At 61.0% G+C, this 14965-nt stretch carries 13 protein-coding genes; 6 read left to right on the forward strand and 7 right to left on the reverse strand.

The annotated features are described in order from the left end of the window. Positions 1–115: 115 nt before the first annotated feature. On the reverse strand, positions 116–1246 hold the full coding sequence (locus GV827_RS17255) for a methyltransferase (protein WP_386334878.1): 1131 nt from the start codon (positions 1244–1246) through the stop codon (positions 116–118). After that, positions 1246–2130 (reverse strand): polyprenyl synthetase family protein, encoded by an 885-nt coding sequence (locus GV827_RS17260; RefSeq protein ID WP_164355059.1) that lies wholly within the window; start codon positions 2128–2130, stop codon positions 1246–1248. Before GV827_RS17260 ends, GV827_RS17255 begins: the two co-directional genes overlap by 1 nt. Before the next feature lie 92 nt (positions 2131–2222). On the opposite strand from GV827_RS17260, the gene crtD reads away from it, so the two are divergent. Then, positions 2223–3797, forward strand: a complete 1575-nt coding sequence (crtD, locus tag GV827_RS17265) for a 1-hydroxycarotenoid 3,4-desaturase CrtD (protein WP_164355060.1) — start codon at positions 2223–2225, stop codon at positions 3795–3797. Then, entirely contained in the window at positions 3743–4621 is an 879-nt protein-coding gene (gene crtC / locus GV827_RS17270) for a carotenoid 1,2-hydratase (RefSeq protein WP_164355104.1), read from the forward strand. The genes crtD and crtC overlap by 55 nt, the downstream gene beginning before the upstream one ends. A 70-nt stretch (positions 4622–4691) precedes the next feature. Here the strand turns inward: crtC and tspO are convergent, their stop codons facing one another. The 3 genes from tspO to GV827_RS17285 are packed head-to-tail and all read right to left on the reverse strand — an operon-like array spanning position 4692 to position 7754. Further along, on the reverse strand, positions 4692–5171 hold the full coding sequence (tspO, locus tag GV827_RS17275; RefSeq protein WP_164355061.1) for a tryptophan-rich sensory protein TspO: 480 nt from the start codon (positions 5169–5171) through the stop codon (positions 4692–4694). A 19-nt stretch (positions 5172–5190) separates the two neighbouring features. Beyond that, on the reverse strand, positions 5191–6213 hold the full coding sequence (crtB, locus tag GV827_RS17280; protein ID WP_164355062.1) for a 15-cis-phytoene synthase: 1023 nt from the start codon (positions 6211–6213) through the stop codon (positions 5191–5193). Next, positions 6210–7754 (reverse strand): phytoene desaturase, encoded by a 1545-nt coding sequence (locus tag GV827_RS17285; RefSeq protein WP_164355063.1) that lies wholly within the window; start codon positions 7752–7754, stop codon positions 6210–6212. Before GV827_RS17285 ends, crtB begins: the two co-directional genes overlap by 4 nt. A 128-nt stretch (positions 7755–7882) precedes the next feature. Between GV827_RS17285 and crtA the strand changes: the two genes are divergently transcribed. The 4 genes from crtA to bchO are packed head-to-tail and all read left to right on the forward strand — an operon-like array spanning position 7883 to position 12086. Continuing rightward, positions 7883–8587 (forward strand): spheroidene monooxygenase, encoded by a 705-nt coding sequence (gene crtA / locus GV827_RS17290; RefSeq protein WP_328823175.1) that lies wholly within the window; start codon positions 7883–7885, stop codon positions 8585–8587. Next, entirely contained in the window at positions 8584–9588 is a 1005-nt protein-coding gene (gene bchI, locus GV827_RS17295) for a magnesium chelatase ATPase subunit I (protein WP_164355064.1), read from the forward strand. Before crtA ends, bchI begins: the two co-directional genes overlap by 4 nt. Further along, positions 9585–11222, forward strand: a complete 1638-nt coding sequence (locus GV827_RS17300; RefSeq protein WP_164355065.1) for a magnesium chelatase subunit D — start codon at positions 9585–9587, stop codon at positions 11220–11222. The genes bchI and GV827_RS17300 overlap by 4 nt, the downstream gene beginning before the upstream one ends. Further along, positions 11223–12086 (forward strand): alpha/beta fold hydrolase BchO, encoded by an 864-nt coding sequence (bchO, locus tag GV827_RS17305; RefSeq protein ID WP_164355066.1) that lies wholly within the window; start codon positions 11223–11225, stop codon positions 12084–12086. It abuts the gene before it with no gap. Positions 12087–12138: 52 nt separating this feature from the next. On the opposite strand, the gene GV827_RS17310 is transcribed toward bchO, so the two are convergent. Together GV827_RS17310 and GV827_RS17315 are read right to left on the reverse strand one after the other, a co-directional pair. Beyond that, complete coding sequence (locus GV827_RS17310) at positions 12139–13212, reverse strand: ParB/RepB/Spo0J family partition protein (RefSeq protein ID WP_164355067.1); 1074 nt, start codon at positions 13210–13212, stop codon at positions 12139–12141. A gap of 22 nt (positions 13213–13234) precedes the next feature. After that, complete coding sequence (locus GV827_RS17315; protein WP_164355068.1) at positions 13235–14527, reverse strand: AAA family ATPase; 1293 nt, start codon at positions 14525–14527, stop codon at positions 13235–13237. Between the last annotated feature and the right edge of the window lie 438 nt (positions 14528–14965).

Raw genomic sequence — 14965 nt, forward strand, 5'->3', positions numbered from 1 at the left:
TCTCCCCCTTGATCGTCTTTTTGACGGACTGATGCGCGTCAAGAGACTCACCAAACTGTCTATCTTATAGTGTAAGGTAAATCTGACACTTCCAGCTGTCAACTTAATTAGACATTCAAGTATTACCTTTCGTCGCAACAACACAGGCAGTGATAAAAGGCCGTCGTACAGCTGGCTGGGCAATGGTCTGAAACCCCGCCCCACGGCACATCTGCGCAATCTCATCAGCACTGCGTGCTTTCCCGGTTCCCATCGCCAATGTGTAGATCGCGAAATAGGCATCACCCGCCCGCTGCGGCCGCGCCCCGCCGCTCATCGGCTCAGAGATAATCAATTGCCCGCCTTCGGGCAGCGCGTCATGCACCTTGGCCAAGAGCGCCGCGACCGTTTCATCCGTATGATCGTAAAGCACACGCACCAGCGATATCGCGTCCGGACCCGCCGGCAGGGCATCTGTGCGAAACGAACCTGACGCAATCTCTGTCCGCGCGGCCAATCCCGCCTGCGCAAATCGCGCTTCGGCATGTGGTGCGACAGCCGGCAAATCAAACAGCGTCAACTTGAGGTCTGGAAACCGCGCACCGACCTCGGCCAGAAACGCCCCCGTGCCGCCTCCGACATCCATCAGATGCCGCACGCCCTTCAGGCTGACCGCATCCAATGTATCATCCGCGACCAATAGCTGGCTCTGGGCCATCAGGTCGGAATAGGTCGCCGCGGTCTGTGGATCGACTTCACCGCCGAAGACATAAGGCCAGAAACCGGCAAGTTCCGGGTCGGTCTCACCGCGAAAGAAGGCGACCGGATCCGCCAGATCCCGGTACAACACATCATGATGGCGGATCATCGTCTGCAACCCCGGCACACCGACCAGCGCCGCACCGCGCTGGGTCAGGCCAACCCGCCCGCCGCGCTTCGACTTCAGCAAGCCAAGCGCAGTACCCGCTTTCAGCAGTACCGCCATCCGGTCCTCGGGCACGCCGCTCTTCGCCGCTAATGACCGTGACGTGGCAGGCCCCTCAATCAAAGCCTGCGGTATCTCCAACTGAACCAGCGCCAACAGCACCTGGCTATGGCAAAACCCGGCCAGCAGATCAAAAAGCGCCTCTCCCTCGCGCCGCACCAGACGGCGGGTCAACGGAAACCGTGCGGCCCATTTCTGAAATCCACGCCGGGCAATGATATTTGCAAAGGAAGGCAGCCGCGACCGTCCGGCGGACGGCATGGGTGCCGGGACATCCGCCATTATTCGCCGGGTGTCATCTGTTGGCTGGCGCGCCACTTGATCGGGGTCAGCACCTCGGCCTGCGCGGTGACCAGCTTGGCCAGCATCGCCTCACCGGGGCATTTCGGGATTGATGCAATCGCGCCCGTCAGGATCTCGCGCATATGCCCAATCGCGCCCTCGATCCCGAACTCCGTCACCGCGTTGGGCCGCCCGTGCAGATCGTCCTGCCCTACGGGTTTGCCCAATGTCTCTTCATCATACAGCGCGTCGCGCAGATCATCCGCGACCTGAAACGCCTCACCAATACGCGCGCCCAGCTCTTCCCAGGGCTCCGCATCTTCGCCAGCCGCCACCGCACCCATCTGCGTGGCCGCCATGAACAGCGCCCCGGTCTTCGCGCGGTGATAGGCGCGCAGATCGACTTCCGTCTCGCTCTCCCAACCCTGCCCCGCACAGATACCATTGGGCATCCCCGTCCGGTTGCCAAGGATCAACATCAATTGCACCGCCTGCGCCGGGTCATGAACCGCCGCGCGCGCAAGCACCTCAAAGGCCATCACGATCAGGCTGTCGCCCGTCAGAACCGCAAGCGGTTCACCAAAGGCCTTGTGTACAGCCGGTTTTCCGCGCCGGGTATCGGCATCGTCAAAACAGGGAAGATCGTCATGCACCAGAGAGGCACAATGAATAAGCTCAAGCGCCGCCGCCGCCGCGTTGGTCAGGTCCGGCGTCCGGTCCCCGCAGGCGGCAGCCACCGACATCAGAATCGACGGCCTGATACGCGCCCCACCCGGCGTCACAGTATAATGCAGGGCCGACGCCAACTTGGCTGGCGAAGGCCTGGCCTGTCCCTGATGAATGGCACGGGTGATGGCGGTATCAATACGGGCGGCGAAATCCATGCGACTCTCCTTTAGCGTCACATGTAGTGTATTGATGACAGTCCATGTGTCAACTAAAGTAGACATATGGAATCTATCGCTGCCTTTCCGGCATGACAGGACGCCCCCCACATATCGCCATCATTGGTGCGGGGATTGGCGGGCTCGCGTCCGCGCTTCGGCTTGCCCATGCCGGCGCGCGCGTAACCGTATTTGAACGTCACGCCCACCCTGGCGGCAAAATGCGCACCACCCCATCACGGGCTGGTCCCGTTGACGCCGGTCCCACCGTGCTGACGATGAAGCATGTCTTCGAAAAATTATTCGACGACACCGGCAGCGCACTGTCCAATCATGTCACCCTCAAACAAGAAGACATCCTCGCCCGACACTTCTGGCCCGACGGCACCACACTTGACCTGATGGCAAACCCGACCGCCAGCATCGAAAACGTCAGCGCTGCGTTCGGCCCCAAGATCGCTGACGAATTCAGCGCCTTCAGCAAACGCGCAGCGATGCTCTTTGATGCCTTTGACGCGCCCATGATGCAAACCGCCGCACCGTCACTGCACGCCCTCAGCGCAACAGTCCTGCGCAATCCGCGCCTCATCCCGAAAATGGACCCGCTCCGGACCCTTTCACGCAGCTTGTCTGCACAGTTCTCCGAACCCAAGCTCGCCCAGCTTTTTGGCCGCTACGCCACCTACGTGGGCGGCATCCCCGACGCCTCGCCAGCGCTGCTCAGCTTGATCTGGCACGCAGAAAGCCAGGGTGTCTGGCATGTCGAGGGCGGCATGCACAAACTTGCACAGGCCATCGCCGCCCGCGCCACCGATCTGGGTGCCCGGTTCCACTACAATGCACATGTCCACCGGATTGAGATGCAAAATGGCAAACCCTCTGCCATCGAAACCGAAACTGGCCGCATCCCCATTGATGCCGTTCTGTTCAACGGCGACCCGCGTGCATTGTACACCGGCCTGCTCGGCAACAAATCCCGTACGGCTGTCACCTCTGACGCAACTGAACGTCGCAGCCTCTCGGCCTATGTCCACAGCTTCGCAGCCATCGCCGAAGGCGCTGACCTTGCAGGTCACAACGTCTTTTTCTGCACCAATCCGAACGATGAATTCAGCGCTCTTGCCAAGGGCCAGATGCCCCGTGACGCGACGCTCTACATCTGCGCACAGGACCGTTTCGGCGGCGCCACCCCCGATGGTCCCGAACGGTTCGAGATCATCATGAACGCCCCCCCTGCCCCAGATAGCAGCACACTTTCCCCGGAGGACCAAGAAAGATGTCATTCAGCGACCCTGCAACGCCTGGCCCGCTTCGGTCTTCACTTCACACCGCGCCCGCAGGCAGGCAGCCTGACGATGCCGGAACACTTCGCCGCGATGTTCCCGGCCAGCAACGGCTCTCTTTACGGGCGATCCCCACATGGGATGATGGCCGCGTTCCAGCGCCCAACGGTCCGCAGCAAGATACCGGGGCTCTATCTGGTGGGCGGCGGCGTGCATCCGGGGGCGGGCACCCCGATGGCGACACTTTGCGCAGCCCACGCGGCCGAGGCGATCACGCAAGACCTTTCTTTGACCTCGACGTCCCAGCAGGCGGATACGCATGGTGGTACATCGACGGTGTCTCAGACGATGGCAAACGCGCCGTCTCCGTCATCGGCTTCATAGGGTCGGTCTTTTCTCCGTGGTTCCACTGGTCGGGACGCCACACGCCTGCCAACCACTGCTGCATCAACGTGGCCACCTACGGCCCCGGTGGCCGCTTTGCCATGACGGATCGCGGCACATCCGCGCTACGCACCTCGCCCGATCAATTCGCCGTCGGCCCCTCCTCAATGACATGGACGGGCGACCAACTGGTGATCGACATCAACGAGGTTTCCTCCCTACCGCTGATCTCCCGCATGCGCGGTCGGATCACCCTAACCCCATCGGCGATCACAAATGTCGAACTGCCGCTCACTCCTGACGGGGCTCACATCTGGCGCCCCTTTGCGCCCGTCAGTGACATCACCGTCGATCTTGAGGCCAAGGGCTGGCAATTCAACGGTCACGGCTATTTCGACAGCAACTTTGGCATCCGCCCGCTGGAACATGATTTCAGCTATTGGACATGGGGCCGCTACCCCACGCAGGCCGGCGCCACGTGCTTTTACGATGCCACCCGCCGCGACGGCACATCGCTGGAGGCTGCTGTTGCCTTCTCGGACACAGGCGCTGCCGAAATCGTCTCCGCTCCGCCGCGCACGCCGTTCAAACGCACCCTATGGGCGCTACGGCGCGAAACCCGTGCAGACCCCGGCGTCATACCCCGCCAGACCAAGGCAATGCTTGACGCCCCCTTTTATTCCCGCGCTGTGGTGGAAACCCAGATCAACGGCGAAAGAACCCAGGGCGTTCACGAGGCACTCGACCTTAACCGGTATGCCAACCCTTTGCTAAAGCCCATGCTCGCCGTCCGCGTCCCACGACGCGCCAAATGGACTTTCTGAAAGTACTGGAAGCAGCGCGCTACGCACCGAAAGCGTTTACCGTGGGGCGGGGCATACCCCGCCACCGCGATCACAAATCAGCAGGCACAATCGGGTCCACACCGGGGTTCAGCCGCCAAACCGTCGCATTCAAAGCGGCCGCAACCGTGACCCACGCCAGATATGGCAGGAACGCCAGCCCGGCCCAGAAATCCAGCTGAAAATTGAACCAGACGCAGCCCGCGACCGACAGCCACAGCGGCGCCATCACCAGCAATGCCCCCTTCATCCGCCGCAGCCCGAAAAAGATCGGCGTCCACAGGGTTGAGAACGCCGCCTGCGACGCCCAGAACGCCATCGCATAGGCATTGCCCTCCAGCACTGCCACCCGCGCCCCGGCGAAAGAGATCAGCAAATAGATCGTCGTCCACGCAACGGGGAATGCCCAGTCAGGCGGGGTCCAGCTTGGCTTGTTCAGCGAATCGTACCAGCGCCCCGGCTGAAACACCGCACCCGTCGCCCCCGCGGCACAGCAGGCCAGCAAAAAGATACCAAAAAGATAAAGATCCATGACCTCTTCCTTTCGCGGCCTATTCGGCCGCCATTTGCGAAGATCCGGTACGGGCGTCCAGATCCCGCAGTACGTCCAGCAGCGCCGCCGTGCGGCCCTGAGATGCACCAGTTAGTCCGGACTTGGCCGCGTCAACCAGAAATGCCACTTCCGGCAAGGGGGCCGCGTAAATCACCGGCGACTGTGGCATTACAACAGTTCCAGCAGCGCGGAGGCCCGCCTGCATCACCCAGCCCAGCTTTTGCGCCTTGGACGTATGCGCCCGCCGCGTGACGCTATCATATCCGTTGCGCCGCACCTGCGTGCCTATACCGGCATAGACGTATCTTGCCGCGAAAATGCCCGAACGCGCCTTGATGGGCAGCGCTGAAATCCCCGCTTCGGACCGTATGTACAATCTGCGTGCCTCTGCCAGCAACCGCCGGACCATCCGCTGTGTCTGTGTTGTCGCGGTCCCCTGTCCCAGAAACTGCTCGGGCGTCAGCCCCGCCTCTTCAATCCAGTCCAGCGGCAAGTACAGCCGCCCTGCCCGCGCATCCTCGCCCACGTCGCGGGCGATGTTTGTCAGCTGCATCGCCACGCCCAGATCACAGGCGCGCGCCAGCGCATCGGCATCGCGCACGCGCATCAGCACGCACATCATCGCCCCCACGGCGGACGCCACCCGGGCAGAATAGTCTATCACGCCGGATAGTGTCTGATATCGGCGTTCCGACGCATCCCACGCCAACCCTTCCAACAACGCTTCGGGCAAGGCACGGGGCATATCGAAGGCCTCGATAATCGCGGCAAAGGCCCGATCCTCCGGTGCGTTGCGCGGCTTGCCCGCATACACCTCGTCCAGCCGGTCGCGCAGATTCAAAACCGCCCGCGCCTTGTGATCGCCTTCGTCAACCTCATCATCGGCCAACCGGCAAAACGCATAAAGCGCCAATGCCGGATCGCGCACTGAGGCAGGCAACAGTTTCGATGCCGTGTGAAACGACAGCGATCCGGTGCGGATGACCGCCCGGCAATGCTCCATATCCGCAGGCGCAATCATTCCGCTGCCATCCCGTGCGGGTCTTCCCGCACAGGCGTATCCGCCGCGACCGGGGCATCCGGCACCAGCTTGCCCAGCACCTCGGCGCTCGACACCACACCCGGCAGCCCGGCCCCCGGATGCGTCCCCGCACCGACCAGATACAGGCCTTTGGCCTCTTCGCTTACATTGTGCGGACGGAACCACGCGGACTGCAAAATCCGCGGCTCAAGCGAAAACCCCGCGCCATGGGGGCTAAGATACCTGTCGCGGAATGTCTCTGGCGTGAAAACCAATTCCGTCGAAATCCGGTCACGGAACCCCGGCATCATGCCTTCCAGCACCTGCGCCACTTTCTCGCGATAGATCGGCTCTTCCCGCTCCCAATCCACTGCGTCCTTCCATCCCAGATGCGGCACAGGCGACAGCACATAAAACGTGTCGTCCCCCTTGGGTGCCACGCTTGGGTCCGTGACGCTGGGACGGTGCACATAAAGGCTCATGTCGTTGGCCAGCTTGCCGCGCATGAAGATATCCCGCAGCAACCCCTTGAAGCGCGGGCCGTTCTGGATCGTGTGATGCCCCAGTTCGGGCCACATGTCCGCCGTGCCCTTGGTCCCGAAATACCAGACATACAGCCCCATGGACCACCGCCGCCTGCGCAGCTTCGCAGCCGTCCAGCGCCGTTTGCGATGGTTGCGCAGCAGATGGTCATAGGTATGGCCCGCATCCGCGTTGCTGACGACCGTTGTGGCATCCAACCGGGTGCCATCAGTCAGCGTCACGCCCGTCGCCGCACCATTCTCAACGTGGATTTCATCCACTTCAGCGCCCTGTCGGACCACCCCGCCCTGCGCGCGGACAACCGCCGCCATCGCATCGGCAATCCGCTGCACACCACCCATGGCGTAATGGACGCCGAATTCTTTCTCCAGATGTGCCACCAGCGCATACATCGATGTCACATGCGCCGGGTCCCCCCCGATAAAGAGCGGATGGAACGAAAACGCCATCCGCAGCTTTTCATCCCGAAACCGTGCCGCCGCCAGACCATAGATCGACCGGTCTGCCCGCAACCAGGCAAAGGTTGGCAATACCTTGATTGTCTCCCAAAGCCGATGCATCGGCTTGGCAACCATCCCCTCAAAGCCAACAACATAGCGGGCTTTCGAATCCCTCAGGAACTTTCGGTAACCTTTGACATCGCCCGCATTGATCTTGGCGACCTCTGATTCCATCCGTACTTCATCACCGCAGGCAGAGAACGTCGTCCCGTCGGGCCAGCGCACCTCGTAGAACGGATCAAGCGCGCGCAGATCAACATCGGTGTGGAAATTGCGCCCGCAGGCCTCCCACAGTTTTTCGAACACCTGCGGTACCGTCACGATTGTCGGGCCCAAATCAAACCGATGCCCATCTTGCGTGATGGACGAACCCCGCCCACCGGCCTTGTCCAACCTGTCCAGCACCGTAACAGTGTATCCCTTGGCCCCCAGCCGCATCGCCGCTGCAAGCCCGCCAAGACCGGCTCCAATTACAATCGCGCGCACATCGTCTGTCATAAGATCCCCATGTCAGCTTATCCGACATTACAACTGTCCAGTTTAATTTACAATCATGCAAGGGTCTCCCTTCCCAAAGGCATATGAATATGTAAACCTAGCCTGACAGCCGAAGGGACTCGGAACCAGTGACACAGGTGGTCAGCCTCAGCCTTTACCGCTTTGACAGCGTGATGGCGCGGACGTGGGCGTTCGTGATGATGGGCCTTGCACGCCCCGCAATGGCGCGCATCCCCGGCATCGGCTTCTGGAAACTCTGCGGCTCCGGCACGGGCGAAGGATTTACGCCGTTTCCAAATTTCGGCGTCTATGCCGTCCTTTGCACATGGCCTGACAAGCAAACCGCGGAAAAAGCACAGTCTGACGCAAGTATTTTCAAACGCTACCGCGCCAAATCAGCGGAAAGCTGGACGATCTACATGTCCGCCGATACAGCGCGCGGCGCATGGTCCGGCGTGGCCCCTTTTGAACCAACCGAAAACAGCGCGCAGGGCCCTCTTGCCGCCCTGACCCGTGCAACAATCAAACCGGGCATTTTGACCCGCTTTTGGCGTCGCGTACCCAATATCTCACGGGTGATTGGCCAGGATCCAAACGTGATGTTCAAAATTGGCATCGGCGAAATCCCCTGGTTGCATCAGGTCACCTTTTCCATCTGGCCAGACGCCGCGCGTATGGCGGATTTCGCCCGTACAGGCCCCCACGCCGAAGCCATCCGCGCTGTCCGCGACGAAGGCTGGTTTCGCGAAGAACTCTACGCCCGCTTCACGCTACTCGGCGATGAAGGCACATGGGGCGGCACCTCCCCTCTGAAAGAGGCTTTGAACAAATGAAGCACCCCTTCCCCTTTTCTGCGATCGTCGGTCAGGACGAGATGAAACGCGCCATGCTGCTGACCGCCATCGACCCCTCAATCGGCGGCGTGCTGGTCTTTGGTGACCGTGGCACCGGCAAATCAACTGCCGTGCGCGCCCTCGCGGCCCTCCTGCCACCGATCAAGGCGGTCAAGGCATGCCCGGTGAACAGTGAACGGTTTGACGATTGCCCATCATGGGCCAAGGTGACCAAGAAAACTGCCCACAAGATCCCGACCCCGGTCGTTGATCTGCCGCTTGGCGCGTCAGAAGATCGCGTGACAGGCGCGCTGGACATCGAAAAGGCCCTGACAAAAGGCGAAAAGGCTTTTCAGCCGGGGCTTTTGGCTGCGGCCAATCGCGGGTACCTCTACATTGATGAGGTAAACCTGCTCGAAGACCACATCGTTGATCTGCTGCTGGACGTCGCCCAATCCGGAGAGAACGTTATCGAACGCGAAGGCCTGTCGATCCGCCACGCCGCCCGCTTCGTCCTTGTCGGCTCAGGCAACCCCGAAGAAGGCGAATTGCGTCCGCAACTGCTGGACCGGTTCGGCCTGTCGGTTGACGTGACCTCGCCCACCGACATCGACGAGCGGATCGAGGTCATCAAACGCCGCGATGCTTTTGAAAATGACAACACCGCCTTCATGCTGCGCTGGCAGGCCGAAGACGCCGCCCTGCGCGACCGCATCCTGAAGGCGCGCAAGACCCTGACCAAGCTCAAAACACCTGAACAGACCCTGCGTGATGTGGCAGAGCTTTGCATCAAGCTTGGCTCGGACGGGTTGCGCGGCGAACTGACCCTGCTGAAAGCCGCCCGCGCCTACGCCGCCTACCGTGATGACACCGCCCTTACCCGCTCGCACATCCGCGAAGTGGCGCCGATGGCCCTGCGCCACCGCTTGCGCCGCGATCCACTGGATGAAGCAGGCACCGGCACCCGCGTCAGCCGGATTGTCGAGGACGTGTTGGGATGACCCCTTGGGGCCGCGCGATAACGGCCCTGCGGCTGTTGGAAATTGACCCCAAAGGCCTGAAGGGCATCGTTCTGCACGCCCGGTCCGGCCCGGTCCGGGACGCATTTCTTGCGCGCATTCCCAGCCAATGCGTCAGGCTGCATCCCCAGATGACCCAGGACACCCTCACCGGCGGCATCGACGTCTCGACCAGCCTGTCCGAAGGGACGCTGGTGCGCCAACGCGGGCTGCTTGATGCGCACAAAAGACACTTTGTGTTGACCATGGCCGAACGCACCCCGCCCCTGATGGCCGCATCCATCGCCTCCATGCTTGATACAGGCACGGGCAACTCGGTGATCATGCTGGACGAACGCACCGAAGAAGACGCGCCGCCGCCCATTGCTTTGACGGACCGGCTGGCGTTTCATGTTTCTCTCGAAGGTCTTGGCCTGCAGGACATATCAGACCAAGAGATCGCAGTCGGTGCACGCCTCGATCCGGCGCACATCAATACGTCCGATCAGATCATGACTGATCTTGTGACACTGGCGGTTTCGCTTGGTATCACCAGCCTGCGTGCACCGACGCTGGCGCTGAGCGCGGCCAAGGCATATGCGGCTCTAAATGGGCGAAAGACCGTCATTGAGGCGGATATGATCGCGGCAGCGGAGCTTGTCCTCGCTCCTCGTGCAACTCAACTGCCGCAGGAGGCACCAGAGCCGCGCCAGAACGAACCTGAACCAGAACCAAACAAACAACCGCGAAGCCCTGACAAGGTCACATTGCCAGACGAGCTTCTTCTTGCTGCAATCGAGACTGCGCTGCCCCCCAATCTGCTGAGCCAAAAAGGCTCTAACACTTTGAAAAGTGCCTCTGGCAGCGGTGCAGGGCAAAAGCGCATTGGCAACCGCCGCGGCCGCCCCCTGCCCGCCCGGAACACCAGCGCCAGAAACGGGCAAGCCCGTGTCGATCTGATCGCAACCCTGCGCGCCGCCGTGCCGTGGCAAAAGCTGCGAAAAACCGCGCTCCCGGATCGAACCGGCCCGATCATCCATCCCACAGATCTGCGCTACAGGCGATATGAGGACCTCTCAGACCGCCTGCTGGTGTTTGCTGTAGATGCTTCCGGCTCTGCCGCTCTCGCCCGTCTGGCAGAGGCCAAAGGCGCCGTAGAGCTGCTTTTGGCCGAAGCCTATGCCCGGCGGGACCATGTCGCACTGATTTCATTTCGTGGAGAAGGCGCGGAAACGTTGCTGCCGCCCACCCGATCCCTGGTACAGACCAAACGCCGACTTGCGGAATTGCCGGGTGGTGGCGGAACCCCGCTGGCTACGGGTCTGCACGTGGCATTAGAGACTGCTTCGACAGCCTTCCGGAAGGGTCTTAGCCCGGTAATAGTCCTGCTCACAGACGGGCGCAGCAATGTCGCCCTGAATGGGGCACCGGATCGTGCGCAGGCCGCGACTGACGCCACGCGCGTTGCGACCCAGATTGCGCAGGCGGGCATCGACACGATTATCATCGACACCGGTCGTCGCCCGGAACCGGCGCTAAGGGAGCTTTCCCTGTCCCTGCGGGGACACTATGTCTCGCTCCCCCGTGCAGACGCGCAGGCGCTTTCCCAGACAGTCTCTCGCACGCTGGAAATCTGAATGGATTGGGCACGATACAAAGACAGCTGGCCCCATGCCGCGCAGTCGCGCTTTACCCTGTGCAAACCGCACCGATGGCATATTCAGGAGATGGGCAAAGGCCCTCTTGTATTACTTATCCACGGCGCGGGCGGCGGCACGCAAAGCTGGCGGCACCTTATGCCCTTGCTTGCGCAGAACCACCACGTCGTCGCCGTGGACCTGCCGGGACAAGGGTTTACCAAAAGCGGTGCGCAACAACGCATGGGGCTGGTGCCGATGGCACAGGATCTGACCGGGCTTTGCATGGATCAGGGCTGGAAACCTGACGCCATCATCGGCCATTCCGCCGGTGCCGCCATCGCGCTTGAGATGGCCCGCCACATGTCCCCTGCCCCGCCGGTTGTCGGCATCAATGCCGCGCTGGGAAATTTCAAAGGGCTTGCCGGTCTGCTGTTCCCGATGATGGCCAAGGCGCTGGCGATGACGCCCTGGGTGGCCCGCCTGTTTACCGCGTCAACGTCCCGACCACAGTCCGTGACCCGCCTGATCGAAGGCACCGGATCGCATCTGTCGGAGGAGGATTTGCGCTGGTACCGCGCGCTGATCGGGGACGAAGGTCACGTGGACGGCACGCTTGCCATGATGGCGCAATGGGATCTGGATCCGCTGCTGCGTGCCCTGCCCAGCCATCCATCGAAAACCCTGCTGATCACCGGGGATCGCGACAAAGCCGTACCCCCATCAACCTCGCGCGATGTGGCCCTGAAAATGCCAGAGGCGCGTCATGTGTCCCTGCCGGGACTGGGGCATCTGGCCCACGAAGAAGACGCGGAAGCGGTGTTTTCCGCCCTCCGCGTCTTTTTGGAAGAGAATTCAACTTAAATATCTGAAATATAACGCTTTTCGACGTGTGTCCCCGCGGGGACAACCTGTTTTACCCTTCCAGAGCAGCCAAAAACGCTTCAACCGCCTCTTCCAGCCGCTTGCGCTCCACCCCACTGAAATCGCGCTCCAGCCGCAGCTCGATCCGGCCATCGGCGACAGTGCATTTCGCGTCCCCGTCGGGACGGTTCAGGCGAAAGGTCGTCTTGGCCGCACGGGGCGTGGTCAGCTTGACCTTCTTCTTGGGCGTCACCGACATCTGCGCGACAAAGTCGCTCATCAGCGCCTGCTCCTGCTCTGCTGTCCGGCCTTCCTTGGCGGCCAGCAGACGGTTCAGAATGCCCTTGGCCTCGGGGTTTTCATCCAACCGTTTGACGACCTGCAAACCCAGCGCGCGCGGGATGGTATCGACATGTTTGATCTGCCCGTTCGTCTCGGTCAGCAGGCGCACGAAATGCCGAATGTAGGATCTTTTCTGGCGGCCCGATGAGGCAAAGAGCAGTTCGACCGCGTGGTCATACCCTTCGACTTCGGTCGCCTGCTTGCGGTAGTTGATCGCCAGCTGCGCCATCTCGCCAAAAGACACGCCGCGCCGCACAAGGTTTTCGTCCACCATGCGCCGGTAAAGCCGCAGCAGGTTTTCACCCTTCGCGTTGATCCCCGCGGGGATACGGGCAAATGCGTCATCGCCGGTTTCCTCGAACAGTTCGCGGTAAGCCGTGACACGCCGGAAGCCCTGAATGAGTTCAAAGCCATCACCCACCGGCTCAACCCGGATCGGGTTCGACAGGCCAATTTCGCGGATCGATCGCTTTAGCTCATCAATCTCAGGATCGCGTCCGGGCGCGCGGTCACGGGTCAGCTTGTCCGTGCGGATGTCGTCCAGCGGAATGAGATCCGTGATCAGTCCCGCTTTTTTCAGCCGCACATGCTCATGCGCCAGTGCGTCGTTCTCGGCGCGGATCGCAGCTTCGGCTGCCTGTCGTTCTGTCAGGGCTGCGGCGTTTTCCGTGATCGCCGCTGCCATTGGACCCCGCCGCGCCTCTGTCCCCGCGGGGACAGAGGATTCTAGCGTGACGTCCACATCCTCAAAATCAATGTCGAATACGCGTTTCTTCTTACTCATGCTCTATCCTCCCCAACCTGTATCAGATGGTGTCCCATGCGGTGATCAAATGCCCTTTGAATTCCTCGTACGCCTGATCAAAGGACGCCCGTGCCCGCCGCCATGTCTCGCGTGTCATGTCGCGGTAATCCGTCTCGTAAATGGAGCTTAGGAAGCGGCCCGATTGCTCAACTGCGCGGGTCATTTCGATAGGATGTTCGGCAAGCCTATCGCCGAACACCTTACCGAAGGCCTGCTGCATCGCACGGTGCAGTTCATTGTTGCTTTCAAAGCGGGTCAGCAAGAAACGCACATCCGCAAAAACCTTGGGCAGTGAAAGTGTCCCCGCGGGGACAGCGCCGCCGAAACGCTCCAAATCCTCAAGCGCCTCGGCCAACTGTCCGATGAATGAGGTGGTGGAATCGTATTCCCAATATCCGGGGCCAGAGGGGATATAGAGGACATCCGCCGCAAAGACCGCGTTCATCGACTGATAGCCAATGGCAGGCGGACAGTCGAAGATGATCATGTCGTAGGCGTCCTCAGGCAGGCTGTCGAGGTACCGCGACACGGCAGCAAAGAACGACCATTCGGGGTTCAGATGCCGGTACTGGGCGCTGGCAAATTCGACAAAGGCTGCGTTGGCACAAGAGGGCAGGGCATCGATTGTCGGCCAGTTCGTGGGTTTGATGAAATCCGTGACACGCAGCTCATTCAGACCCATCTCGGTGATGGAGCTGGGCAGCTTGCGCTGGGGCAGGGCGGCACCGCTTTCAGCGCCCTGGGTGACCGCGTTCATGCGCTCCGTCTCGCGGATCAGATCGCGGGCCATCACGCCCCAGACCGTATATTCCTCGTTCACGTCATTGAGGCCCATCGAGTGGCTCAGCGTGGCTTGCGGGTCAAAGTCGACAACAAGCACACGGTAGCCGTCCAACGCGGCGGCGTGGGCAAAGTGTAGTGCGACCGTCGATTTGCCCGCACCCCCTTTGAAGTTGGCGATGGCAGCACGGATGGCCCGTTTCCCCGCGGGGCGCGTTGGCATCAGGGACTTGCGGTTGACCTTGAGGCGGCGACGCAGCTCGTTGATCTCTTCCAGCGTGTACCAGTGCTGGCGGCCTTCTTCCTCGGTCTGGCCCTGCGGCAGCGACGGGTCGGCGGCCAGCCGGCCGCGCAGGGTCGACTGATTGACCTTGAAGATCAGTTCGGCCACTTCCCAGCTTGAGAAGCGGCGCAGGGTCTTTTCATTCTCGGGCGAGAAGGTCTGTTGCCGAATGAACCCCTGCATCTTGAGGGACTGCGCCTGCAGCTTTGCAAGGTCTTGGTGGGTGAACATGCTCAAATGCCTCTTTTTATTCATTTTTCCGCCTGTGTCCCCGCGGGGACACCTGTAGTCCGGCAGTATCGCACCTTTTTTCAGGACGCTAATTACCGTCGTTTCATGATTAACGCTGAATTTGCGAAAAATGTAAATCTCAATATTATGACGATACGCCTTTATTCCTTGAGGCAAGCGCGAATCGGAGGGCCTGCCCGACCTGATGCCAAAGCTGGGTAAAACAACGTGACAGCATTTGCAGTGTGAGACCCTAATAGGGGACAAAAGGCTCTGAATAGGGGACGCACTGGATGTCACCCAATACCTTTAATACCACGAATTTCATTCTGAATTAGGTAGGGCACATATTCAGGATCGAGCTAACCCTTGACAGAATCGCAACTTTGGACGCAAATCAGGCAAGGCTTCGGAAAAGCGTTGAGTTTCTCTGAAAGC

Origin of the sequence: Sulfitobacter sediminilitoris (genome assembly GCF_010667575.1) — a bacterium.
Lineage (GTDB): Bacteria > Pseudomonadota > Alphaproteobacteria > Rhodobacterales > Rhodobacteraceae > Sulfitobacter > Sulfitobacter sediminilitoris.

Bases quoted from the DNA above. Each gene is read 5' to 3' on its own strand.
- GV827_RS17255 (WP_386334878.1), bottom strand. From the start codon at position 1,246: ATGGCGGATGTCCCGGCACCCATGCCGTCCGCCGGACGGTCGCGGCTG.
- GV827_RS17260 (WP_164355059.1), bottom strand. From the start codon at position 2,130: ATGGATTTCGCCGCCCGTATTGATACCGCCATCACCCGTGCCATTCAT.
- crtD (WP_164355060.1), top strand. From the start codon at position 2,223: ATGACAGGACGCCCCCCACATATCGCCATCATTGGTGCGGGGATTGGC.
- tspO (WP_164355061.1), bottom strand. From the start codon at position 5,171: ATGGATCTTTATCTTTTTGGTATCTTTTTGCTGGCCTGCTGTGCCGCG.
- crtB (WP_164355062.1), bottom strand. From the start codon at position 6,213: ATGATTGCGCCTGCGGATATGGAGCATTGCCGGGCGGTCATCCGCACC.
- GV827_RS17285 (WP_164355063.1), bottom strand. From the start codon at position 7,754: ATGACAGACGATGTGCGCGCGATTGTAATTGGAGCCGGTCTTGGCGGG.
- bchI (WP_164355064.1), top strand. From the start codon at position 8,584: ATGAAGCACCCCTTCCCCTTTTCTGCGATCGTCGGTCAGGACGAGATG.
- GV827_RS17300 (WP_164355065.1), top strand. From the start codon at position 9,585: ATGACCCCTTGGGGCCGCGCGATAACGGCCCTGCGGCTGTTGGAAATT.
- bchO (WP_164355066.1), top strand. From the start codon at position 11,223: ATGGATTGGGCACGATACAAAGACAGCTGGCCCCATGCCGCGCAGTCG.
- GV827_RS17310 (WP_164355067.1), bottom strand. From the start codon at position 13,212: ATGAGTAAGAAGAAACGCGTATTCGACATTGATTTTGAGGATGTGGAC.
- GV827_RS17315 (WP_164355068.1), bottom strand. From the start codon at position 14,527: ATGTTCACCCACCAAGACCTTGCAAAGCTGCAGGCGCAGTCCCTCAAG.